Source organism: Xenorhabdus japonica (assembly GCF_900115195.1).
In the GTDB taxonomy this organism is placed as follows: Bacteria; Pseudomonadota; Gammaproteobacteria; order Enterobacterales; family Enterobacteriaceae; genus Xenorhabdus; species Xenorhabdus japonica.
In genome coordinates, this window is sequence record NZ_FOVO01000025.1 from 22,757 (window position 1) to 46,969 (window position 24,213).

Below are 24,213 nucleotides of genomic sequence, written 5' to 3' on the forward strand. Positions count from 1 at the left end.
ACCTCACTGAGTCACAGGGCACGCATCCCTTTGTTCATCAGCAGACATTTTACCTTCGAGATTAACGGCACAGCAGCCGAATTCTGTTGCAGAAGGTGCCCGCATAACATATTGCATACGTTGGGAGTTACGCCCTGATGGATCATAATCAGTACGCAGATAAATCATGTCTTCAGTCAACAACATACCCGGTGTTGAGCGTGCTATGGGATCAAAAATAACAAGCTGTCCCATCTCACCATCAGCAACTTCCTGGGACAAATTTTCCGGATCACGCACAGAGAAATGAATATAAGGTGGTATGTGTTTTTGATTAAACTCATCCTCTATAGCCAAAAAGTTAGCTTCAACAAGTCCATACATATCACGAATCTGGTTAGCAGGAATACCCAACCAAGTTTCCAGCTCCTGATTAAATTCGGTGCGGGAGATCATGGCACCAGTGAAACGCTTCCAGCCACCGAGCGTAATGACCATACTTCCACTATCCAATTCCAACTTAGTGTTTGTAGCTTTTAAGAAGCTGATAAAACGATGAATAAGAAATGGAGGCCCAATCAGATGGCGAGTAAATTTTCCTTGCCATTCTTTTAATTGACTGACAGCTTCTTCCGGAACAAAACGTTCTTCCTTAACCATAAAGCGATTTGTATCCAGTAACCCAGCCAGCCAATTGAAGGCTTTTATCATGCCCATTTCAGGGATTTCCTCTGTGGAAGGACATAAACAGAGTCCCGCACCACTGGAGAGTTTAAGCATATCGCGAAATGAGTTATAGAGACCCAGAGTCGTATAATCCATTGTTTCATCACATCGACGGGCAACACTCGGAATACCACTAGTGCCTGTCGAACGCATTTCATGTTCGATGCTGGAAAGAGGTTTACTTAAAAGACGATGACTATTTGCAGATTTAAACGTAGATACGGGAATAACCGGGATATTTACTAAATCTGTGTAATTTTGAATATCACTAGGTTGTACCCCTTTATTTTGACATTGTTCACGGTAGTAAGCATTATTTTCAAAATGATATTTAAAGGCATCTCTAATAATATGGGTTTTTAATTCTTGTTGTTCTTCAATTGGAAGACTATAGAGAAAGTTACTATTTGTGATTAACCATTTTATAGAGTCACCATTTACTTCCTTTATTTTTTCATACAACTCTATCGATTTGAACATATAAACCATCCTTATAGTTATTATATATTTTTTTACCATCGTTTAACGAATATCTTTACCAAATATGCATAAGAAATAAGTAATTCGTATAAGTAATTTCTTGCAAACGCAAATCTAACGATGGTGCTTTAATTTTGCTTGAATAAACTGGCTAATTTTGTCCCTCTGTAAATAATTTGTATGGAATACATGACTGCCTGTCATAATTACATAAATTTTTTCTTAACATTACCTTCCATCTTCCTCAGTTCCACCCACCTCAGCCAGATTATTCAATTCAATCACTTCAATAAGTTATAAAGTGAATATTCCGAGTATCTTAAAGTGTTAGCAGGCAGAATTTCTAAGTATGAAATTCACTCTATGAACAGTATTTTCATTTGAGTCATATGAAACGATAAAGCTAAGAGGGTGATATATAGTTAAGTTGGTTTCTCATTTGAGGAGAGTGGTAAACCTGTGATAGGGCAAATACGGATGTCTGGAGATAGCATATCAATATAAGTTTTTGGATATGCCTATTCATTCAATGAATCGGAGTTGAGTATGGGAAATAACCAAATTGAAACAATGCCTGAACAACCACAAGAAGAAAATAATAAGAAAAAACGTAAAATAATACTTTCTTTTGTTGTATTACTTTTTTTGTTTGTTGGTTTAGCTTATCTGTTTTACTGGTACACAGTATTACGTTTCTACCAATCAACAGATAACGCCTATGTTGTCGGTAATCAGATCCAAGTCATGTCTCAAACCCATGGCAGTGTGAAAAATATTTATGTTGATAATACCGATTTTGTTCAGCAAGGTGACCTTTTACTAACGTTGGATAGTGCTGACGCTAAGAATATCTTCGAGAAAAGTAAGCATGCATTAGCCCAGGCAGTGCGTGAAACACGAGAAACTATCCTCAGTAATCCCAAGCTCCTGGCCAATGTGGAATTAAAACAACTTACCTTAGACAAGTTAAAAAGTAATCTAGCACGACGGGAAAAGTTGGGTAAGGTCAATGTCATCGCTGTTGAAGAACTGGATCACTCTCGTAAAGCTGTTGATATTGCTAAGGCAGATTTAAAAGTCGCCATGCAGCAGTATAAAATCAATCAAGCTTTGGTGATGGGAACGCCACTAAACAAGCTGCCAAATATAGAAAAAGCAGCATCCAATTTACGTGAAGCTTGGTTGTCTTTACAACGTACTAAAATCTACGCTCCGGTAAGTGGGTATGTATCACGCCGCAGTGTTCAAGTTGGAGCGCAAATCAATCAATCCACGCCATTGATGATTATCGTTCCTCCTGACCAGATATGGGTTGAGGCAAATTTTAAAGAAGTACAGTTCACTGATATGCGTCTGGGGCAGCCCGTCAAGTTAATCAGCGATTTTTATGGCGATAGTGTTACTTATCAGGGACGTATTACGGGTATGGATATAGGAACCGGCAGCGCTTTTTCTATCCTCCCTGCTCAGAATGCAACAGGTAATTGGATTAAAGTGGTTCAGCGCCTCCCTGTACGCATTGAATTAGATCCGAAACAAATTGCCTCCAATCCATTACGAATCGGTTTATCCATGCATGCGACAGTTGATACCAGAGAAACAGCAGGCACAACTCTGACTAATAAAACTCCACAACGGGTTATTTATCAGACTGATGTCCTTTCATTCAATAATAATGAGATAGATGAAATCATTGAGCAAATCATAAAAAGCAACGCAAGTGATGAAAATTGAGGATCACACAGCTATGGAACCTTTATCAGCCAGCCAACGCTGGTGGCTAATCCTGTCTCTGGCGGTTATCGCTTTTCTGCAAATATTGGATTTGACAATTGCTAACGTGGCATTGTCAACCATTGCAGGTGATCTTGGATCATCCGTGTCACAAGGAACTTGGGTTATCACGTCATTTGGTGTTGCTAATGCAATCTCTATTCCTTTGACTGGCTGGTTGGCAAAACGGGTAGGGGAAGTACGGCTGTTTATCATTTCGACTCTGCTTTTTATCATTTCTTCCTGGCTATGTGGCATATCCAATAGCCTTGAAATGCTAATTATTACAAGGATTATGCAAGGTGCTGTTGCAGGCCCTATTATACCTTTATCACAAAGCTTGCTTTTAGCGAATTTTCCTAAGAACCAACACAGTATGGCTTTGGCCATCTGGTCTATGACCGTCATTATTGCCCCGGTTTGTGGTCCAATCCTCGGTGGATGGATTAGCGATAACTATCACTGGGGCTGGATTTTCTTGATCAATGTTCCCATCGGCCTGGCTGCTATTTTTATCACTTACTTGTTATTGAATAAGCGTGAAACAAAAACTGAGGTTATCCCAGTTGATAAGGTGGGGTTGGTTCTACTCATTATCGGTGTTGGTTGCCTACAACTCATGTTAGACAGAGGAAAAGAACTCGACTGGTTTAATTCCAATGAGATCATCTTGCTGGCTATTATTGCAACGATAGGGATTATCCTATTTATCATTTGGGAACTGACTGATGATAACCCGATTGTTGATTTATCGTTGTTTAAATCACGCAATTTTACAGTTGGTACGATTTGTATTAGTTTGGCATTTTTATTACACATCGGTGTCCTAGTCTTACAACCTCAGTTGTTACAGACAGTTTTTGGTTATACCGCCACTTGGGCTGGACTAGCATTAGCTCCTCTTGGCATTCTTCCTGTTTTTCTAGCCCCAGTCATTGGCCGATTTGGTGCTAAAATTGATATGCGCTATTTGGTTACTCTTAGCTTTGTTGTCTTCTCTTTCTGCTTTTTTTGGCGAGCGTATACTTTTGAGTCTGGAATGGATTTTTCCAGCGCAGCATGGCCACAGTTTGTGCAGGGGATAGCGATCGCCTGTTTTATTATGCCACTCAATGTGATTATTTTATCTGATATTCCTCAGGAGAAAGTTGCCTCAGCTGGAAGTTTGTTTAACTTCTTTAGAACATTAGCCATATCTATAGGTACATCGTTAACCAATACGTTATGGGTTCAACGTGAAGCGGTTCATCATTCTCAGCTCACTGAGCACATCACACAAAATAACGTTCTTGTCGATTTAGCTTATCAGGATATCAAGCTCTTAGGATTATCTGACTTGCAAGCAACCGTTTTTTTGGCAAAGAGGATCACCAACCAGAGTTTAATTCTGGCCGCTAACGAAATTTTCTGGCTCTTTGGTTTTATTTTTCTGGCACTAATCTTGATTCTGTGGTTTTCCAGATCGAATTTGTCGTCTACATAATTTGGAGATGAGCCTCTTCTTCATGATGCTCTTGTTCCTCGGAAATACTATGTATTACCTGTTTATTGATGTTATAAAGGCATTGAGCTGTGTGACAGTTGAGCTGTGAATTTTGTTGAATTATCTGCTTAAGATCGGAGGGGCGCATTCCATAAGCCATTTTGCATGTCCGGCTAAAATGAGCAGTATCAGAAAAACCACAGTTATTCGCAATCAAGGTTAAGGAATCAGCCATATGAATCTCCTCAATAGCATCACTTAAGCGTAACCATAGTAAGTAAGCCCGAAAGTTAATTCCCACTTGATCACGGAAAAGATGTAAAAAACGGCTTTCAGAAAGGTAAATTTTATCAGCCACTTGACGGGATGAAATCCGCTTTACTGATAGCGATTCGATAAACGAAACAGCTTTCAAAATACGTTTATCAAATTGACAATGACATGACAAGTATGGGCTAAGTAACAAGTAAACAGTGAATGTGTCTGGTTTTTCACCACAAAGAAACGACTTAACCAGATAATCTGTTACTGCCACAATATTATCATGCTCTAGCAAAATTACTGCCACATTCTCTGTGAGATGGCTAAATAAATGGTAATGTTCATCAATCGGTTCAATAAGCAATGTAATGCTACAGGTATTGGAGGAGTCCATCTTATGCATTACGTTTGAGCGAATCAGAAAACCATGAGTGGAGTGAGTCTCATCCTGTATTGATAAGGCTAACGATTCATCTGTATGTAAAGATAGGCTGAGTTGAATACAGGGATGTTGATGCCACTCAGTTGATACATTGTAAAGAAAGTTTAATTCACTAGTAGCATATTTATATTGCTGGATAAACCTAGGGGCAGCCGGAATATTTGATAGCATAACCTCAATCCTTATCAACAAAGCAGTGAGTGAATGTAGTCGATCTTAATTTGCAATCTTCTCTACATTAATCTTGTAGCCGATATGCAGTCAACCATATACAGTCAACCAATAATAACAAGGCTAATAGCACAATTCACATAGGATTATTATGTTTGTTTAGAAATCGCAATATTATCACACTGATAACCTGTCAAAGATAATATGTAAAGAAATATTTACATGAAAAATGAGGATAAAAAATTCATTTTTTAACTCTGATAATGTTTTTTACCAGAACAAGTTTACTCACTGTTTTAATGTAATTTATGTTATTACTTGGGAACTAAATTTTATTAGTTTCATTAAAATTGAAAAATAAAAAACAGTCCCTTATTATCTGATTTGCATTTCTATCATTATTAATAACCTAAGGATACCAATATGTCTAAAGAGTTATTTACTGCAACTATAGAGCCTGTAGGGCCTCTGAAAATGAAATGTTCCTCACGAAACTTTTCCTTCTATGTAGACGAACCAAAAAGCTTAGGAGGGGAAGATGAAGCAATGACTCCGGTAGAAGCATTACTTTCCGCTTTCGGAGCCTGTCAGGCTATGGTGGCGAAAGTCTTTGCTAATGCACAGAAGATAAATCTGATTGATATCAAGATAACACTAGAAGGTGAATTAGACCTCGACCGAATCAAAGGCATAAATAAAAACGCCAAACTGGGTTTTTCAAAAATTACCTCAAAATTTTATGTTAAAGCAGATAATACCGAACAAGAGATCCGAGATTTTATTACTTTTGTCGAAAATCATTGCCCTGTTCTCGATACTATCGTTAATACACCCGAAATTGTGACTGAAGTTTATCCTGTCAAATAATATGGTTTATTACCCATAACTTTTCATGTTATGGGTAATTTTTAGCATAAATTACTATTCCATACTGATTACCATTCCATACTGGAAGTAAAGTTCATTAATATTTCGACAAACTCATCAGGATGGGAAATAAAAGGTGCATGAGCCGCATTACGCATAATAATGGAATGCGTATGTGGCAATGCACTATCAAGCTGCGAAGCAATTTTACGTGGCACCAAGCCATCAAGGTAACCATAAAGACGCAGGAAAGGTAATTGAAGCCGAGACAACTCTTCTCTTAAATCGTCAGTGCGCAGGATTTTCAAACCAGCATTCAATACATCGACTGTCGGCATCGGCTGGTTCAGTACCACTGATTTCAGTATACGGGCATCCTGACGTGCGCTGTCTGTTCCCAGTGTCTGCAAAGCCAGAAAACGTTCGACTGTCTTCTGAAAGTCCGAACTCAATTGACGTTCAAATGCACGCAAAACCTCTGGCTTAATGCCTGGCCAATCTCCATCAGCACTAAATTTTGGTGAGGAAGCCACAGTGACCAAACCCGCAACTTGTGTCGGATGATCTAAAGTAATCCGACTGGCCACTAATCCCCCCAAAGACCAGCCGAGCCACAAAGCATTTTCTGGCGCTTGCTGCCATACCGTATCTGCAATATCTGCCAATGACATTGCCGGATACAATTGGCTACGGCCATATCCCGGTAAATCCACCAGATGCAAACGAAAATGCGAAGCCAATCGCGTTTCCACTGAACGCCAAACCTCAGCGTTTAATCCCCATCCGTGCAGCATCACAAGATCACGTGGTGCATCTCCGATTATCTGCCAAGACAACTGATTCATTGTTATTCTCACTTTATTTGTCACCAAGGAAGGAAACTATGCTAACAATGGTTGGATACTGTTGGCTATGCCATCAAAATTTGTATCTTGCCCATCATGGAATCTGCTGCATCTGCCATTATTACTTAAAGCGGCAGCAACAGGTCTGCCCCCGCTGTGCACTGCCTTCTGAATCCAGCGATCTTCCCTGTGGGCGATGCGTGAGAAATCCCCCTCTGTGGCAACATCTGATCGCCATTACAGATTATACTCCGCCGTTAAGCCAGCTTATTAAGCGGTATAAGTATCACGGTACTCCGCAACTCGCGCCAGTGCTGGCACGCTTGTTCCTGCTGCATTGGTTACAAGGCTATCGAGAAGGCCGCTGGCATAAGCCGGATCGTATACTGGGTATTCCTCTGCACAACAGAAAACGCTGGCAACGTGGGTTCGATCAGATTGAACTCATTGCCCGCCCCCTCTCACGCTGGCTGCAATGCCCGTATCACCCCGGTTTTTTGCAACGCTCACGTGCTACACTCACACAGCGGGGCTTATCTGCTGCCCAAAGGAGAACCAATCTTAAGCGAGCCTTTCAATTACAGGGCGATTTTGCCGATCAACATGTCGCTATTTTCGATGATGTGATCACCACAGGCACCACGCTGCATGAAGCTTCACAGTTGTTAATTCGTGCGGGAGCTCGCTCTGTACAGGCTTGGGCAATATGCCGAACCTTGTAGTTCCTTTATAAATGGGCGTATTATAACCAACTAGAACAGTCAACTATTGAGCAAATGACATGATTAATATTACTGAAGCAGCGCAAGCGCATTTTGCCAAACTACTGGCAAATCAAGAACCGGACACACAGATCCGCGTTTTTGTCATTAATCCCGGAACTCCGACGGCTGAATGCGGCGTTTCCTATTGCCCACCGGATGCTGTTGAAGCTACTGACACCGAACTGAAGTTCGACCAACTCTCCGCCTATGTTGATGAAATCAGCGCACCTTTCCTGGAAGAAGCCGTCATTGATTTTGTAACCGATCAACTAGGTTCTCAACTGACCCTGAAAGCCCCGAACGCCAAAATGCGTAAAGTGGCTGATGATGCCCCACTTATTGAACGTGTTGAATATGTCCTACAGTCACAGATTAATCCACAGTTGGCGGGGCATGGTGGCCGTGTCAGCCTGATGGAAATCACCGATGAAGGTTACGCCATTCTGCAATTCGGTGGTGGGTGTAACGGCTGTTCAATGGTCGATGTCACCCTGAAAGAAGGGATTGAAAAACAGTTATTGCAGATGTTCCCTGAATTGAAAGGCGTGAAAGATCTGACTGAACACCAGCGCGGTGAACATTCATATTACTGATTTTTCATTCTTGTTTTGATGTTTCTATATTTTCTATCTACATTTCCACGCCTTTCCAATGTAAATATTGGGAAGGCGGTAAGGTCATACTAGACGACTATTAAGAAATTAATATATTGAAAATGAATATTTGAGAAACTATGTTGAGTATTTATGGACCATTTTCAAACGATAAACCCTGAACAGGCTTACCAACACTGGCTCGACAAAACCGCAGTCTTGGTAGATATCCGCGATCCACAAAGCTTCCGTTCTGGACACGCAACAGGTGCGTTTCACCTGACAAATGAAACAATTAATAGCCTTCTACAGGAAGCAAATTTTGACCAACCGATCATGGTGATGTGCTACCACGGCAATAGCAGCCAGGGTGCAGCACAATACCTGATCAATATAGGGTTTGAGACCGTTTATAGTGTCAATGGAGGCTTTGAAGTATGGCAAAGAGAATATCCTCACGCTGTCCATACTCAATGAATCTTTAACGCACTAATACACGATTAATCCCTGTGCAATTAACTTCAACTTAAGGCAGAGATAAGACGAGCAATGATCCATGTAACCTCAATATCCAACCCTCGACTGGCTCAGGCCTTTATTGATTATATGGCGACGCAGGACATTCATTTGATCATGCGGCCCAACAATGAATCGTCACTCGTTGAACTCTGGTTAGAAGATGACAACCAACTAAACCGGGTTGAACAGGAACTTCACCACTTTACCCGCGATCCATTCCATGAACGCTATCAGGCTGCCAGTTGGCAAACTGGCAAACCAGCCAGCTCCTTCAAGTACCACAACAGCCTGAACTTGAAGACACTAAAAAGTCAGTCTGGGCCGCTGACAATTACTATAACGATGCTCTGTATCCTTGTTTATCTTTGGATAACAATGACAAGCATTCCCGATGTCATGAACTGGCTGGCGTGGCCGACTAACAGTGATCAATATCTGGAATTATGGCGCTGGATCAGCCCAGCCCTGCTACATTTCTCTCTAACACATATCCTCTTTAATCTTGCATTATGGTGGTATTTCGGCAGTCAGGTAGAACAAAAAATTGGCAGCAGCAAACTTTTTGAAATCACAATAGTCTCAGCATTTTTCAGTGGCTGGGCACAATCATTGTTCAGCGGAGCTAATTTCGGGGGGCTGTCTGGTGTGGTTTACGCACTGATCGGATATGTCTGGCTAACAGGTGAAATGTCACCTAAACGTGGAATAAGTGCTCCCAGAGGGTTAATCGCTATTTCTATCATTTGGTTATTGGTTGGCTATCTCAATCTATTTTCACTCAACATCGCCAATACCGCCCATATTTCAGGGTTAATTATCGGGTTATTGATGGGGCTATGGGATAATTTGAATAATTTGCGTAAACAAAAAAACCAATAAAATTCCAAAAAACACCCGATATATTTCATGTTGCAATAACGACTTGAAATAGAGAGGTAATTTTGGGCAACTATAATCTATGCAAACATTAGGGGAATGTTGTGAAGCAAACTCAGCGACATGATGCAATAATCGAGTTAGTGCGCTTTCAAGGTTATGTCAGCACTGAAGAGCTGGTTGCACATTTTGATGTCAGCCCGCAAACTATCCGGCGTGATTTAAATGATCTGGCTGATAAAAATAAAATCCAGCGTCATCACGGCGGTGCCGCGCTGCCATCCAGCTCCGTCAACACCGCCTATCATGACCGCAAGATAATGTGGTCGGATGAAAAAGCTCGCATTGCACAACACGTTGCTACCCAAATTCCAAACGGTGCAACCCTGTTCATCGATATTGGAACAACCCCAGAAGCCGTGGCGCATGCCCTGCTAAACCACCGCGATTTACGGATTGTCACCAACAACCTCAATGTCGCAACACTGTTTATGGGCAAAGAAGATTTCCGGCTAATTTTGGCGGGTGGTGAAGTGCGTTCCCGTGATGGTGGCATTATTGGTGAAGCAACGCTGGATTTTATTTCCCAGTTCCGCCTTGATTTCGGCATTCTTGGGATCAGTGGTATTGATAGTGATGGCTCATTACTGGAATTCGATTACCACGAAGTCCGTACCAAACGCGCTATTATCGAAAACTCCCGCTGTGTCATGCTGGTTGCCGACCATTCAAAATTTGGCCGCAGTGCCATGGTTAATCTCGGTAACATGAACCTGATTGATTTCTTGTTCACGGATAAAACACCGCCTCCCAACGTCCAGAAAGTCATTGATCAATATAACGTTAAGTTGGAACTGTGCTAATCACTTTTTACGCAATAATCTCATCGTAATATTCCCCCACCTGAAATTCTGGTGGGGCTTCTTTTCAAATGGGACTCCTTCCATAAATATTTCCTCTCAAAATTTGTATCCCACAAGATCCTTATTAATCTTATGAATATGATCAAGATTTGTTACCTGTATCACGTGGATATGTTTTTTCTGAGTTAATAGTTGGCGGCTGATGAATTTTTGATTACAATCTTTGAGCGAAAACGAACATTAAAGAACTGTTTCGAACATTTCAAAGGGGATGCAATGGAAACCAAAGACTTGATTGTAATCGGCGGCGGAATTAACGGCGCTGGTATTGCGGCAGATGCTGCTGGCCGGGGACTTTCTGTCCTGCTGTTGGAAGGTCAAGACTTGGCCAGCGCAACTTCATCTGCCAGTTCCAAGCTAATCCACGGTGGCTTGCGCTATCTGGAACATTATGAATTCCGTTTGGTCAGTGAAGCACTGGCAGAACGGGAAGTGCTTTTAAAACTGGCTCCCCATATTGCATTCCCGATGCGTTTTCGTCTACCACATCAACCACACCTGCGCCCAGCTTGGATGATCCGCATTGGCCTGTTCCTGTACGATAACTTAGGCAAACGCGTTAGCTTACCGGGCAGTAAAGGGTTGAGATTTGGTGCAAGCTCAGTATTGAACCCTTCTATCACTCGTGGCTTTGAATACTCAGACTGTTGGGTTGATGATGCGCGTCTGGTTGTTCTGAACGCACAGGAAGCTCAAAAACACGGTGGCGAAGTACGTACTCGTACCCAAGTGACCCGCGCATGGCGTGAGGACGGTTACTGGATAGTTGAAGCCAAAGATCTCAAGACTGGCGAAACCAACACATGGCGCGCAAAAGGTTTAGTCAACGCAACAGGCCCTTGGGTGAAAAATTTCTTCGATAACGGCCTGCAATTGAAATCGCCTTATGGCATCCGCTTGATCAAAGGCAGCCATATTGTTGTTCCCCGCGTTCACGATGAACCACAGGCTTATATTCTGCAAAATGAAGACCATCGCATCGTGTTTGTTATTCCATGGAATGACGAATTCTCGATCATCGGTACGACGGATGTTGAATACAAAGGCGATCCAAAAGAAGTCAAAATTGACGATAAAGAGATCGACTATTTGCTGAAAGTCTATAACGACCACTTCAAGAAACAACTTGTTCGCGATGATATTGTCTGGACTTACTCTGGCGTCCGCCCTTTGTGTGATGATGAATCCGATTCACCACAAGCGATTACCCGTGATTACACTCTGGATGTGCGGGATGAGCAAGGTCAGATGCCATTACTATCCGTATTCGGTGGCAAGCTGACAACTTATCGTAAATTGGCTGAACACGCTGTAGATAAACTGGCACAGTACTACCCCAACGCGGGTCAGGCATGGACGAAAAATTGCAAATTACCGGGTGGTGAGCTGGAAGGCTGCGATCGCGATGGTTATGCGCGTCTTCTGCGTCAACGTCACAACTGGTTACCAGAAGGTGTGGCACAGCGTTATGCCCGTACTTACGGCAGCAACAGCCAAATCATCCTGAAAAGCGCTGAAGCACTGACTGATCTTGGCGAATTTTTCGGTCATGGTTTGTATGAAGCTGAATTGCGTTATTTAGTTGAGCACGAATGGGTAACACAGTTAGATGATGCTATCTGGCGCCGTACTAAACTGGGTATGTGGCTCACCAATGAACAGAAGCAACGTGTAGCTGATTGGCTGGCACAAAACGTCAAAGCCGCTTAATTGCAAGTTTGATTCAGCGTGAAAAATGGCGATAGAAATTATCGCCATTTTTCGTTTCGATTTATTCCTATCATAATTTATTCCTATCATATGAGTTTTCCCCCGCTCATTAACATCCCCCAAACTGACCGTAAATTTTCGAAAACAATCATCCCTATTAATCCAATAAAATACTTTTTTACTAACGGGATATAAAATCAAGAGATTAGGGACTCCAATTATGTGGTAATCCAGTAAAAACTTCTGCAACAAATTCATTCGAATTATTTTTCTGTATAGCATAATCACTCACCTGTTCAACAATCATTGCTGGGATAGTATATTCCCCTTGCTCATCCGTCCTTCTAGCACACCAAAATTTTCTTTCTGATTCAATGCGCTGTGCATGAAGTATATGCCCAATTTCATGTACGATAGAAGCAATAACCCTAGTTGAACATTCGGGATTAGATTCCAATAATTTCCTTTTCCCTGATATGGACTCCTGATGAAGTTGATCGGAGACACCAGACACATTCACTCCAACTTGACCCGAGTGACTTGTATTTCTAAGCCCACTGCTTCCCCAGAAAGAATGTGGGAGAGACTTAACTTTATTCACTTGCGTAATTTGCTTATCATTTATATGAAGACATGGACTTTCAACCCATACTCTTTTCGAAATCAATTCATTATAAGTCTTTTTGTCTTCTATTTTCAGCCATCTAACTTCAGTTCTTTCTGTTTCCTCCGCTACATAAATGTTAATATTTTTCACCACTCCAGATAAATTTCTCACTTTTTTGTTAATCTTATTAAGAGCGTAAATAATAGAATTAAGACTGGGGTGAGCGAGCGTAGCCAACAAAGAGGCAACTTGAAAGATGAAGGGTATAATCTCTATTCCTTTACTTCTGAGATCACTCGTCAATATTTCTCCGCGATTTGGTTATTTTTTCCACCTAAACAAAATGTTCTCCTATATAACACGAGAGAATTAGGGTTATTAATCCTACTCCCTTCATTAAAGAAAACATAAAATAACAAAAGTTATAATCGCACATGAAACTAACATGTTTTTATCTATTGGTTATATATAAATGGCTGAAAATATAGATATAAATCAGAAATAATTCCTCTATATTCCCTATATTTTTCCATAATGGCGGTTTTTATATCTTCAATGAAAAATCAAAATATATCTTCAAGATATTGATAATATTAGACTTTATTATTTTTTAAATTTTCATTTTTTTCGCAATTGTGATACTAATCCCCTTTCTTTAATTCGCTTATTGCGATTTATGTTCAAATTTATGAAGATAAAAGAGAATAGATAAAAACTTGCAATGATGAGTCAAACATTCATTAAGAAAGAGGGGATCGCACAGTCATTTTTGGCTCGCTATCTCCTCTCTGAGAAATGCGGCAATCGCCTGAAAACCATAGAATTACTGTCTAAAGAATGTGGATTGTCCGTGGGTTTGATGCAAGCCGCATTAAAATCTCTCGAGCAGGCACAAGCGGTTGGAATTAAGCGTCGTGGTCGTAATGGTAGCTTGCTTGCACAGATAAACCACAAATTGCTCCTGGAGTATGCCGATATTGGCAATGTGGTTTGTGCGATGCCGCTCCCCTACACCCGTGCTTATGAAGGGCTGGCAAGTGGTTTAAAAACATTGTGTGCAGGTGTTCCTTTTTACTTTGCACATATGCGTGGCTCGGATATCCGCATTGAGTGTTTGCTGAACGGCGTCTACGATTTAGCAGTAACGTCAAGGCTTGCTGCAGAGCAACCCCCAGAAAACAAAGATCTATATATTGCGCTTTCACTAGAGACACAAAGTTATACCGACAGGCATAGGTTAATCTTTCGTCATGGCGAAATGGAATCCATTCGCCGCGTTGGATTAGATAGCACCTCAGCAGACCAAAAAATAATGACAAATCAATACGTTGCTGGAAAAGATATTGAATTGGTCGAGGTTTCCTATCATGAGTGCCTAAATCAAATCATAAAAGGCCACATTGATGCGGCCATCTGGAATGTTGGGCAAGGCCATAAACTGATAGCACAAGGCCTGATGACACAACTCCCCGACGACAGCGAATGTTTTATCAAGGCTTCTGAAGCCGTTATTCTTGCCCGCAAGGATAATATCCCCATCCAGCAACTCCTGCATACTATGGTTGACCGGGATCTATTGCTGACCCATCAACAAAATGTAGTAGCAGGTACCATCGAACCCGTTTATTGAAACTCGATCAGCCAAAATAAACGGTTTATTAACACCTACGTATATCAAAAAGCAATGATAGAACAACGGCTAACTATCCTGCTACAGGGTGGCGTTATAGATCAAGATATCTACGATAACATGCAAAACTTCCAGCATGTTATCGTAGATATCTGGCTTATTCCTGTCTGTCATCCACAAGGTGAAATGGTACTTACCCATATGGCAAGTGCTTTCATGCGCTCACGCCGGGGCGAAAGAGTTTCCCCGCTGGATAAAGACATATTGGTAAAACTCGAGCAATCTGAATATTACAATCAATTAATTACAGTTCATCGCTCTCTAATCAGAAAATTTACAGTGGCACTACATCCCAATGAAGAAGGCTATCTGTTAGCAAATTTATATGGTTTAATGCTTTCATTCGAAAGAGATTAGCTTTTGATTCCTATATGAATATTTAAAAAAATGAAGATTTACCTGTGTAAAAAATTTCGATTTTCACACAGCTTTGCTGCTTTGCAGACATAAAGAGCACCCTATGTTTATTGAGGCATTAACAAAACAGAACCCCAAATTGATTGAAGTTGCAAAAAATCTTTGGCATCAAGGTGCAATCTTGCCAGATACTTACGTCATTGATGTAGATCAGGTTTTAGACAATGGCCGTCTCTTGCTGCAAGTTGCAGAGCAATATGGCATTGAACTCTATTTGATGACCAAACAAATTGGGCGTAATCCCTGGCTGACCAAGAAACTAATTGAACTCGGTTATCGCGGCGTTGTGGCTGTCGATTTCAGGGAAGCCTATAGCCTGAGTCAGCATGATATACCGCTGTGCCACATAGGCCACTTGGTGCAGACACCAACCCATTTAATAGAAACTATGCTCAAGCATAATCCGAGTATCATTACTGTATTCTCCCTTGAAAAAGCACAAGCCATTTCGGATATGGCGGAGAAATTGGGGCGAATTCAGCCCATCATGCTGAAAGTATTTGATAAACGAGATATTACCTTTCCCGGCCAAGAAGCAGGAATCACCTTTAGTGAACTCGATACCGTCGTGGATGCTTTAAAGCTCATGCCTGGTATCAAATTGAGCGGACTGACTCATTTTCCCTGCCTATCATGGGACTCTCGGTATCAGACAACCTTACCCACGACCAATTTACTAACTCTCATTCGTGCGCGGAACCGGCTTGAACAACTCGGTATTAAACTTTCACAAATCAATGCGCCGGCAGCCTCAAGTTGTAGCACCATACCATTACTGGCCAAATATGGTGCCACCCACTTAGAACCGGGTCATGCCTTGACCGGTACCGTCCCTGCCAATGTCAGTGGTCAGGAGCCGGAATGTATTGCGATGGCCTATCTCACCGAGGTTTCTCATCACCATGATGGCAACAGTTACTGCTATGGTGGCGGCTCCTATAAACGCGGACATATGAAACATGCGTTGGTTTTTCCTGAACGCGCCATCTCTCCTAAAAAAGTGCGCATACTGCGTTTGGGTGAACCCTGTATTGATTACCACCTCCCGCTATCAGGCACCCATCCTATTGGCAGCCCAGTGCTTATGTGCTTCCGGCCTCAGATTTTCATAACACGCAGTGATGTTGCCCTCGTTTCAGGTATTCAGTCTGGCTCGCCAAAACTTGAAGGCATTTATGACAGTCAAGGAAATTGGAAAAATAGTGGCTATTCTAAATAGTCCCTCAGAAGAGGTATCACAGATAATATTATTCCATCATTAAATAATGTTATTTTCGCTATAGTGGATTTACCGCATGATCCGGCCGTTTGGCAATAAAAAATGGCGAAGCAGATTACTATCTTGGCGCATGCAATACCGGTGGGGGAGGTGCTTTGGCAATCGCAATTGCTCTTATCGGATTAGATCAATGTGCCACTATCAGCATGCCGGGGAAAATCCTGTCTGATGAAGAGATTATTACCCATGTAAAAGCAGGTAAAAAGGCTTTTGGTCATGCTCACCGCACTGATCGGCTATCTGGCGACCAAGGCGATTGGCCCGATGAGCTTCGGAGGCATGATCGAAAAACCCGTCAGCATTGACCCTAACGGTGCCGCGCTATTGCTGTCGATGATTGCGGAGTTTTTTGGCGCTGAAAATGCGGCCTTTGTCAATGGAGCGGGAACAGGTGCATTGCGCGCGGGACTGGCTGCCTTAGTCAATCCCAATTCAATATTGCTTGTGCATAACGCGCCAATTTACCCCACGACCAAAGCATCAATTGAACAAATGGGGCTTCGTATCGTTCAGGCGGATTTCAACCACACAGAACAAATTGTGGCTGCCATCCAGCAATACCAACCAACCGCCAGCCTTGTTCAGCATACACGCCAGAAGATATCTGACCGTTATTCCTTGCAAGAAGTTATCGATACACTAAATCAACATGACATCCCTTCGTTGATAGACGACAACTATGCCGCTATGAAAGTGGCACAAATTGGTTGTCAGTACGGTGCAACACTTTCCACATTCTCTTGCTTCAAATTATTGGGACCACAAGACGTTGGGATAATAGTCGGAAAACAGGCAATCATTGATAACCTACGCCACAACATGTATTCCGGTGGCTGCCAGATACAAGGTTATCAGGCAATGGATGCCTTGCGTGGTATGGTATTCGCACCAGTTATGCACGCAGTACAAGCAGAAGTGAATGACGAACTGGTCACTCGTTTGAATCAGGGAGAGGTGCCACAGGTAAAACACGCCTTTCTCGCCAATGCCCAATCAAAAGTATTATTAGTAGAATTTCACGAACCTATCGCAGAGAAAGTACTCACCGCAGCCCATAAATTCGGCGCACTACCTTATCCGGTAGGTGCAGAGTCAAAGTTTGAAATCCCGCCGTTGTTTTACCGCATTTCCGGTACATTCCGTCAAACAGATCCCCCGCTGGAACAACGTATGATCCGCATTAACCCCAATCGCAGCGGAGCAGATACCGTATAATGCGCATTTTACGAGAAAGTTGCCAGTTGAAATAAAAGAGCGCAGCTTAAATGGTAAATAACATGCATTCAGAAAATATTAGGGTCATGAATTCAAGGTCTTGTTCTTCATCTATAATGTCTATTTTTGCGAGATAACATTCAGCCTGAATTTAAACTTTAGAAAAAAGCCTGAGGCGCTTCATTATCATTGACAAATCCCCTCAGGCTCATCCATTCGCTTGGTTTAATGAATCAGATTAACTCATTTCCTGTATTCTTACTTTTAAGATAGACAGCAAGTGAACATATACCCCATTTTTCTATGTGGTTTACGTCTACTTAATGTGACGCTATTATGTATACATAAACAACATTTAAAAGTGATATAAGCGCCCACTTAAATGAATCAGATTACAGCCATTCAACGTTTAAATAAGTTCGATCAACAAGGTCGCTACGTTTTTACTAGTAAAGATCTCGCCAAACTGTTTTCAGAAGACAGCAAGCGCGCTTTTGAAGCCGGATTAAGCCGTCTTATTAAACAAGGGGTACTGTTACGTGCCTGTAAAGGAATTTACGTGTTTGCCTTGTCCCACCATAAAGGACTCTACACATTGGAATTGATTGCCAAAGCGATGCGGCGTGGTGAATACAATTACGTCAGTTTAGAATCCGCGCTATCTGAATATGGTGCCATCTCACAAATCCCAATTGATCGATTAACAGTGATGACCACTGGCCGCAAAGGCGAATATCAAACTCCTTTTGGTATGATTGAATTTACCCACACCAAAAGATCAGTATCAGACATTATTAACCATATTCATATTGTCGGCAGACCACTCCGTTTGGCGAACAAACAGGCTGCTTACCGTGATCTAAAAAGAGTTGGTAGAAACACACATTTAGTCGAAGAGAATATTATCTATGAAGATTGAAAGATCTGATTTTGTGCAGCTCGTTAAACAGGCTATGCAAAAAAATACTCATATTTCACACATGCAGCCAGTTATTGAAAAAGAGCTTCTCCACTATGATATTTTATTCTGTCTTGACCAAGCTGGTTTACTGGACACCCTTGTATTTCAAGGGGGAACCTCCTTACGTCTATGCTATGGCGGCAATCGTTTTAGCGAAGACCTAGATTTTGCTGGTGGGAAAGATTTTTCGTCCAGCCAATTGTCCGCAATGAAACAATGTATCGAAGATTACATCGGTACGCGATATGACCTGAAAGTAACAGTAAAAGAGCCAGAAATACTCAAACAAGAGCCTGAATATGCTGCACTTAAAATCAGTAAGTGGCAAATTTCCATTATCACCTTCCCCGGTCGCAAGGACTTACCCAAGCAACGGATTAAAATTGAAGTTGCCAATATTCCTGCCTATACCCGAAATATTCTACCACTACACCATAACTATGATTTTCTGCCTGATGGTTATGATGACACGTTAATCTATACAGAAACTCTTGATGAAATCATGGCAGACAAATTAATTTCTCTACCTGCTACAGAAAAGCGTGTACGCCATCGTGACATTTGGGATCTCGTCTGGTTGCAGCAACAAGGTGCGAAACTCAATGTTGATTTGGTGAAGAAAAAAGTTGCTGACTACAAACTGACAGATTTTGCAAACTTATTGGATAAACGTCTCCAATCCTTACCTGATATCATTGCCAGCGATGCGTTTATTGAGGAAATGAAACGCTTTTTGCCAAATGATGTATTTGTACGTACTTTGGCAAAAGAGAAATTCAGCATGTATTTGATAGCAACATTGACAGAATTATTTCAAAAATTACAACTCACATATGCTGCCGATCACATTCAGCCTGAATTTAAACTTTAGAAAAAAGCCTGAGGCGCTTCATTATCATTGACAAATCCCCTCAGGCTCTTCCATTCGCTTGGTTTAATGAATCAGATTAACTTATTTCCTGCGTTCTTATTTTCAAATATTCCTACACAGAAGCCGAAAAATCGCCCAACTGCCGTTCAACCAGTGTCAGAATGCTATAAAGCGCCACAGGCTGTTGCTCCTGATTCAATACCTGCACATCCCACATTACGACACCATGTGGCTTATCTTCCGGGGTTTTCTGGACTTTCTTGATCTTCTTCTTGCAGGTCAAACGAACCTGAATAGTATCGCCGATTTTGACCGGCTCAATGAAACGCAGATTTTCCATACCGTAGTTGGCAAGCACTGGTCCCACCGCATCATCAACAAACAAGCCCGCAGCAGCCGATACAACAAAATAGCCGTGTGCCACACACTCACCAAACAGGGACTCAGCCGCACCAATTTTATCCATGTGGGCATAAAAATGATCTCCGCTCAGGCAAGCGAAATTCACAATATCCGCTTCCGTCACTGTCCGGCGAGCGGTCAGCAAACTTTCACCAATTTCGAGCTGCTCAAAATACTTGCGGAATGGATGTATCGCCTCTTCCTTCACTTTCGCACCACGAACCCACTCACGACCAATCGCTGCCAGCATACTTGGGCTGCCTTGAATCGCGGTGCGCTGCATATAATGTTTCACGGCACGTAAACCACCCAACTCTTCTCCACCACCAGCACGCCCCGGTCCACCATGTACCAGCATGGGCAGCGGAGAACCGTGTCCTGTGGATTCCGCAGAAGCCACGTCATCCAACACCAACATACGCCCGTGTGCACACGCTGTCGCACGGATCACCTGTACAGCAATCTGCTCATCTGCCGTCACCAATGAGCCCACCAAACTACCTTGCCCCATCAGCGCCAATGCCATCGCCTGCTCGGTATCCTGATACGCCATTAACGTAGAAACCGGCCCAAAAGCCTCCGTGTTGTGTGCTACCTGATTTGTCATTGGATCAGTACAATAGAGCAACGTCGGTGGGTAGAATGCCCCATTACTGTTGCTACTACCTGTCAGCACTAATTTATCCAATGAACCGCCACACAAAACCTCACAACCGCTATTGCGCAATTCGTTGACTCTCGCCTGTACCTCATCTCGCTGCTCCAGATTAATCAACGCTCCCATACGCACTTCCGGCAACATGGGATCACCGACTGTCACACCAGCCAACCGTTTGAGCAGCGCTTGTTTGACTGTTTCCATCTGACTAGCAGGTACAATAATACGCCGGATAGCCGTACATTTCTGACCAGCCTTTACCGTCATTTCGCGGACAACTTCCTTGATGAATACTCCAAATTCCGGCATATCAGGCGTAACATCCTCACCTAAAATGCAGCAGTTGAGGGAATCCGCTTCCATCGTGAAGGGAATGGATTTTTCTATCAGTCGGGGATGAGCACGCAATGTCTGCCCCGTTTGTGCCGAGCCAGTGAACGTCACGGCATCCTGATAATCGAGATGATCAAACAGATCGCCAATGCCACCGCAGATCAATTGCAATGCCCCTTCCGGCACCAAACCACTGTCGATGATCATTTTCACCATCGCCTGTGTCAATTGGGCGGATGCCGTAGCAGGTTTGATAATCGCCGGCATACCTGCCATCCACGTTGGTGCCAATTTTTCCAACATCCCCCAACAAGGAAAATTAAACGCATTGATATGCAGAGCAACACTAGGACGGGAAGTCAGTACATGACGAGCCACAAACTGAGACTGTTTAGACAGCGGGATCATCTCATCTTCCGGCCACAGGGTATCATCCGGCAATTCACGCCCGGCCAATCCAGCATAAGAGAAAAGTGTCGCCACTCCTCCCTCAATATCCACCCAACCATCGGCACGGGTTGCGCCAGTTTCTGTGGAAATGGCATACAGTGCTTCTTTGTTGGCAAGCAGGTGTTTTGCAACCGCTTTCATCATTTGTGCACGTTGCTGGAACGTCATCGCAGCCAGCGCCTTTCCGCCTTTTTCACGGGCATACTCTAAACTTTCTGTTAACGGCAAACCTTCCGAAGATACCTGATACAAAGCTTCACCGCTTACTGCATGATGGATGGTTCTGGTGTTGCCTTGCCCATAAACCCAAGCACCACAAATGTAACTCATTAAATATTGCATTTTTTTCTCCACCGATTTAACTAATGAAACAATCATTAAGTAACAGCATACTATTTTTGTATCACATACATGATTGACAAAACCACTCATGAAATTAACAAAATAAAAACATTTGTACTAAGTCACTTATTAATATTTTTACCGCCATACAATAAAAATAATTAATCTTTTGTTTTATAAGAAATAAAAATCAATACTGTGATATGAACAACAAATATACAAATTTTATGTTTGATATTTTTGTTACTGGTTTGTAGATTTGTAGTTACAAAAGTGATTCGCTTTTATGCTTCATATCAAAAAATAAGAATCACAACGGAGTCGCATATGACAACAGATCCACTTCAGGCGAGCTTTGAGGCAAAAAGCTTTGAAGCAAAAATAGCAGCAGACCTTTCGATTGAGGCCAAAGACTGGATGCCTGAAGCCTATCGCCAAAATCTGATACGCCAGATCGGTCAACACGCACACTCAGAAGTCGTCGGCATGTTACCGGAAGCCAATTGGATCACCCGCGCCCCGACATTGCGCCGTAAAGCCGTATTGCTGGCGAAAGTACAAGATGAGGCAGGGCACGGGCTGTATCTCTATAGCGCCGCCGAAACTCTGGGCTGTTCCCGTCAGGACATCTACCAAAAACTGTTGGATGGCAAGATGAAATATTCTTCGATCTTTAACTATCCCACCCTCAGTTGGGCAGATGTTGGTGTGATTGGCTGGTTGGTGGATGGCGCGGCAATTGTCAATCAGGTGGCTTTGTGCCGCGCTTCTTATGGCCCTTACGCCCGCGCAATGGTGAAAATCTGCAAGGAAGAAAGTTTCCACCAGCGGCAAGGTTATGAGGCAGTCACAGTGCTGGCGAATGGCAGCGAAGCCCAACGAGCTATGTTACAAGATGCCATTAATCGTTTTTGGTGGCCGACATTGATGATGTTTGGCCCCAATGACAGTGATTCTCCCAACAGCGCCCAGAGCATGGCATGGAAAATCAAGCGATTCAGCAATGATGAACTGCGGCAAAAATTCATCGACAACACCGTGCCTCAGTTGGAAGCCCTGGGCATGACAGCTCCCGATCCTGATCTGGCTTGGGATGAAGCAACAGGGCATTACCGTTTTAGTGAAATCAACTGGGACGAATTCTATCAAGTGCTGAAAGGACAGGGGATATGCAATCACGAACGTCTGGAAGCCAAACGCCGGGCTTGGGAAAACGGGAGTTGGGTACGTGAAGCGGCTTCTGTTCACGCCAAGAAAATAGCCGCTAAAAATCGTGTTGCTTAATTTCTTGCTTTATCTATACCCAATGGATTTCAAGATGCATCGCGGCGGCAAGGGAACGAATCCCCGGGAGCATAGATAACTATGTGACCGGGGTGAGTGAGCGCAGCCAACAAAGAGGCAACTTGAAAGACGAAGGGTATAAACAGTATCGAAGGGAGTGAATCTAATGAACGATACCGATTGGCCTTTGTATGAAGTCTTCGTCCGCAGTAAACAGGGATTGGCGCACCGCCATGTTGGCAGCCTCCACGCGGCAGATGATCAAATGGCATTGGAGAACGCACGCGATGCCTACACCCGGCGCAATGAAGGCTGCTCGATCTGGGTCGTACAATCCATCCATCTGGTGGCTTCACAACCGGAAGAACGCGGTGCTTTTTTCGAACCCTCAGAAGACAAAATTTACCGCCATCCGACTTTCTACGCCATTCCTGATGGCATCAAGAATATGTAGGAGACGGGAATATGAATATACACAGCGTCTCATCACCCAAGCATGCTCTATTCAAATACGTACTTCGTCAGGGAGATACCCCACTGATTCTGGCACAACGCCTGTGCGAGTGGTGTGGACATGCACCAGAGCTGGAAATAGATCTCGCCCTGTCCAATATTGGCCTCGATCTACTGGGACAAGCACGCCATTTCCTCAGTTATGCAGCTACCCTTTCAGGAAACGGGCTGAATGAAGATCATTTGGCATTTGAGCGCGATGAGCGTGAATTCTTCAATCTGCTGCTGGTGGAACAACCCAATGGCGGCTTTAACGACACATTGGTACGCCAGTTTTTTATCGATGCCTATCACGTCCTGCTGCATCAAGTTCTGGGACAAAGCCGTGATCCCCAATTGGCAGCCATCAGTGCCAAATCATTAAAAGAAGTGGAATATCACCTGCGATTCAGCCGGGGTTGGATGATTAGATTGGGAGATGGAACAGAACTGAGCCATGAAAAAATCCAGCAGTCCATCAACCAACTGTGGCGCTTTACCGGCGAACTATTCCATTACGACGAAATAGAGCAGCAACTGGCAGAAGAAGGTATTGCCGTTGATCCCAGTACCTTGCATGAACCGTGGCAGCAAATCATCAAGGAAACGTTCGCCGAAGCCACGTTAGAAATGCCACAGGAGACACCTTATCGACAAGGCGGAAAGCAAGGACTGCATACAGAACATTTAGGATACATATTGGCAGAAATGCAGTACCTGCAACACACCTATCCCGACTGTAACTGGTAGTAAAAATGGATAGTAAAAATAAATAGCAAAAACGGATGGCAGAACGGATA

23 protein-coding genes and 1 pseudogene are annotated in these 24,213 nt (G+C 42.9%); 19 read left to right on the forward strand and 5 right to left on the reverse strand.

Annotated features, from left to right (window positions below; genetic code table 11):
• Positions 1-3: 3 nt before the first annotated feature.
• Positions 4-1,185: a LuxE/PaaK family acyltransferase gene (locus tag BM135_RS10770; protein ID WP_092519730.1), complete on the reverse strand. Its 1,182-nt coding sequence runs from the start codon at positions 1,183-1,185 to the stop codon at positions 4-6.
• A gap of 546 nt (positions 1,186-1,731) precedes the next feature.
• Here BM135_RS10770 and emrA point away from each other — a divergent pair.
• Both emrA and BM135_RS10780 read left to right on the forward strand, forming a co-directional pair.
• Entirely contained in the window at positions 1,732-2,919 is a 1,188-nt protein-coding gene (emrA, locus tag BM135_RS10775; RefSeq protein ID WP_175486094.1) for a multidrug efflux MFS transporter periplasmic adaptor subunit EmrA, read from the forward strand.
• The gene (locus BM135_RS10780) at positions 2,909-4,441 is read left to right on the forward strand and encodes a DHA2 family efflux MFS transporter permease subunit (protein ID WP_422646141.1); all 1,533 of its coding nucleotides are present in this window, start codon (positions 2,909-2,911) and stop codon (positions 4,439-4,441) included. The genes emrA and BM135_RS10780 overlap by 11 nt, the downstream gene beginning before the upstream one ends.
• On the opposite strand, the gene BM135_RS10785 is transcribed toward BM135_RS10780, so the two are convergent.
• Positions 4,434-5,315 (reverse strand): helix-turn-helix transcriptional regulator, encoded by an 882-nt coding sequence (locus BM135_RS10785; RefSeq protein ID WP_092519731.1) that lies wholly within the window; start codon positions 5,313-5,315, stop codon positions 4,434-4,436. The two genes, BM135_RS10780 and BM135_RS10785, sit on opposite strands and share 8 nt — an antisense overlap.
• Positions 5,316-5,738: 423 nt before the next feature.
• Between BM135_RS10785 and BM135_RS10790 the strand changes: the two genes are divergently transcribed.
• Entirely contained in the window at positions 5,739-6,182 is a 444-nt protein-coding gene (locus tag BM135_RS10790; protein WP_092519732.1) for an OsmC family protein, read from the forward strand.
• A gap of 68 nt (positions 6,183-6,250) precedes the next feature.
• Here the strand turns inward: BM135_RS10790 and bioH are convergent, their stop codons facing one another.
• Positions 6,251-7,027 carry a pimeloyl-ACP methyl ester esterase BioH gene (gene bioH, locus BM135_RS10795; protein WP_092519733.1) on the reverse strand — a complete coding sequence of 259 codons (777 nt, stop codon included), beginning with the start codon at positions 7,025-7,027 and terminating at the stop codon, positions 6,251-6,253.
• Positions 7,028-7,065: 38 nt separating this feature from the next.
• On the opposite strand from bioH, the gene gntX reads away from it, so the two are divergent.
• From gntX to glpD, 6 genes are all read left to right on the forward strand, one after another.
• On the forward strand, positions 7,066-7,749 hold the full coding sequence (gene gntX, locus BM135_RS10800) for a DNA utilization protein GntX (RefSeq protein ID WP_092519734.1): 684 nt from the start codon (positions 7,066-7,068) through the stop codon (positions 7,747-7,749).
• Between the two features lie 59 nt (positions 7,750-7,808).
• Positions 7,809-8,384: a Fe-S biogenesis protein NfuA gene (nfuA, locus tag BM135_RS10805; protein WP_092519735.1), complete on the forward strand. Its 576-nt coding sequence runs from the start codon at positions 7,809-7,811 to the stop codon at positions 8,382-8,384.
• Between the two features lie 153 nt (positions 8,385-8,537).
• Positions 8,538-8,861, forward strand: coding sequence for a thiosulfate sulfurtransferase GlpE (gene glpE, locus BM135_RS10810; protein WP_092519736.1), 324 nt, complete (start codon positions 8,538-8,540; stop codon positions 8,859-8,861).
• Positions 8,862-8,933: 72 nt separating this feature from the next.
• Positions 8,934-9,782 (forward strand): rhomboid family intramembrane serine protease GlpG, encoded by an 849-nt coding sequence (gene glpG, locus BM135_RS10815; protein WP_092519737.1) that lies wholly within the window; start codon positions 8,934-8,936, stop codon positions 9,780-9,782.
• A 101-nt stretch (positions 9,783-9,883) separates the two neighbouring features.
• Positions 9,884-10,642 (forward strand): DeoR/GlpR family transcriptional regulator, encoded by a 759-nt coding sequence (locus tag BM135_RS10820; RefSeq protein WP_092519738.1) that lies wholly within the window; start codon positions 9,884-9,886, stop codon positions 10,640-10,642.
• Positions 10,643-10,918: 276 nt separating this feature from the next.
• Positions 10,919-12,412, forward strand: coding sequence for a glycerol-3-phosphate dehydrogenase (glpD, locus tag BM135_RS10825; protein ID WP_092519739.1), 1,494 nt, complete (start codon positions 10,919-10,921; stop codon positions 12,410-12,412).
• A 205-nt stretch (positions 12,413-12,617) separates the two neighbouring features.
• Here glpD and BM135_RS10830 read toward each other — a convergent pair whose 3' ends face one another.
• Complete coding sequence (locus BM135_RS10830; protein ID WP_092519740.1) at positions 12,618-13,322, reverse strand: hypothetical protein; 705 nt, start codon at positions 13,320-13,322, stop codon at positions 12,618-12,620.
• A gap of 418 nt (positions 13,323-13,740) precedes the next feature.
• On the opposite strand from BM135_RS10830, the gene yhfZ reads away from it, so the two are divergent.
• From yhfZ to BM135_RS10865, 7 genes and pseudogenes are all read left to right on the forward strand, one after another.
• Positions 13,741-14,649, forward strand: coding sequence for a GntR family transcriptional regulator YhfZ (yhfZ, locus tag BM135_RS10835; protein WP_092519741.1), 909 nt, complete (start codon positions 13,741-13,743; stop codon positions 14,647-14,649).
• A gap of 54 nt (positions 14,650-14,703) precedes the next feature.
• Positions 14,704-15,066, forward strand: a complete 363-nt coding sequence (locus tag BM135_RS10840; RefSeq protein ID WP_092519742.1) for a PRD domain-containing protein — start codon at positions 14,704-14,706, stop codon at positions 15,064-15,066.
• A gap of 103 nt (positions 15,067-15,169) precedes the next feature.
• The gene (locus BM135_RS10845) at positions 15,170-16,345 is read left to right on the forward strand and encodes a YhfX family PLP-dependent enzyme (protein ID WP_092519743.1); all 1,176 of its coding nucleotides are present in this window, start codon (positions 15,170-15,172) and stop codon (positions 16,343-16,345) included.
• Positions 16,346-16,434: 89 nt separating this feature from the next.
• Complete coding sequence (locus BM135_RS10850) at positions 16,435-16,710, forward strand: DUF2620 family protein (RefSeq protein ID WP_245737383.1); 276 nt, start codon at positions 16,435-16,437, stop codon at positions 16,708-16,710.
• Positions 16,622-17,655: pseudogene (locus BM135_RS10855) on the forward strand (aminotransferase). Before BM135_RS10850 ends, BM135_RS10855 begins: the two are co-directional and overlap by 89 nt.
• Positions 17,656-18,002: 347 nt before the next feature.
• Positions 18,003-18,539, forward strand: coding sequence for a type IV toxin-antitoxin system AbiEi family antitoxin (gene abiEi, locus BM135_RS10860; RefSeq protein WP_092519744.1), 537 nt, complete (start codon positions 18,003-18,005; stop codon positions 18,537-18,539).
• Positions 18,529-19,452: a nucleotidyl transferase AbiEii/AbiGii toxin family protein gene (locus tag BM135_RS10865; protein WP_092519745.1), complete on the forward strand. Its 924-nt coding sequence runs from the start codon at positions 18,529-18,531 to the stop codon at positions 19,450-19,452. Before abiEi ends, BM135_RS10865 begins: the two co-directional genes overlap by 11 nt.
• 112 nt (positions 19,453-19,564) lie before the next feature.
• On the opposite strand, the gene paaZ is transcribed toward BM135_RS10865, so the two are convergent.
• Entirely contained in the window at positions 19,565-21,637 is a 2,073-nt protein-coding gene (paaZ, locus tag BM135_RS10870; protein WP_092519746.1) for a phenylacetic acid degradation bifunctional protein PaaZ, read from the reverse strand.
• A 327-nt stretch (positions 21,638-21,964) separates the two neighbouring features.
• Between paaZ and paaA the strand changes: the two genes are divergently transcribed.
• From paaA to paaC, 3 genes are all read left to right on the forward strand, one after another.
• The gene (gene paaA, locus BM135_RS10875) at positions 21,965-22,921 is read left to right on the forward strand and encodes a 1,2-phenylacetyl-CoA epoxidase subunit PaaA (RefSeq protein ID WP_092519747.1); all 957 of its coding nucleotides are present in this window, start codon (positions 21,965-21,967) and stop codon (positions 22,919-22,921) included.
• A 166-nt stretch (positions 22,922-23,087) separates the two neighbouring features.
• Positions 23,088-23,375 (forward strand): 1,2-phenylacetyl-CoA epoxidase subunit PaaB, encoded by a 288-nt coding sequence (gene paaB, locus BM135_RS10885; RefSeq protein ID WP_092519764.1) that lies wholly within the window; start codon positions 23,088-23,090, stop codon positions 23,373-23,375.
• A gap of 11 nt (positions 23,376-23,386) precedes the next feature.
• On the forward strand, positions 23,387-24,163 hold the full coding sequence (gene paaC / locus BM135_RS10890; RefSeq protein WP_092519749.1) for a 1,2-phenylacetyl-CoA epoxidase subunit PaaC: 777 nt from the start codon (positions 23,387-23,389) through the stop codon (positions 24,161-24,163).
• Positions 24,164-24,213: the final 50 nt, after the last annotated feature.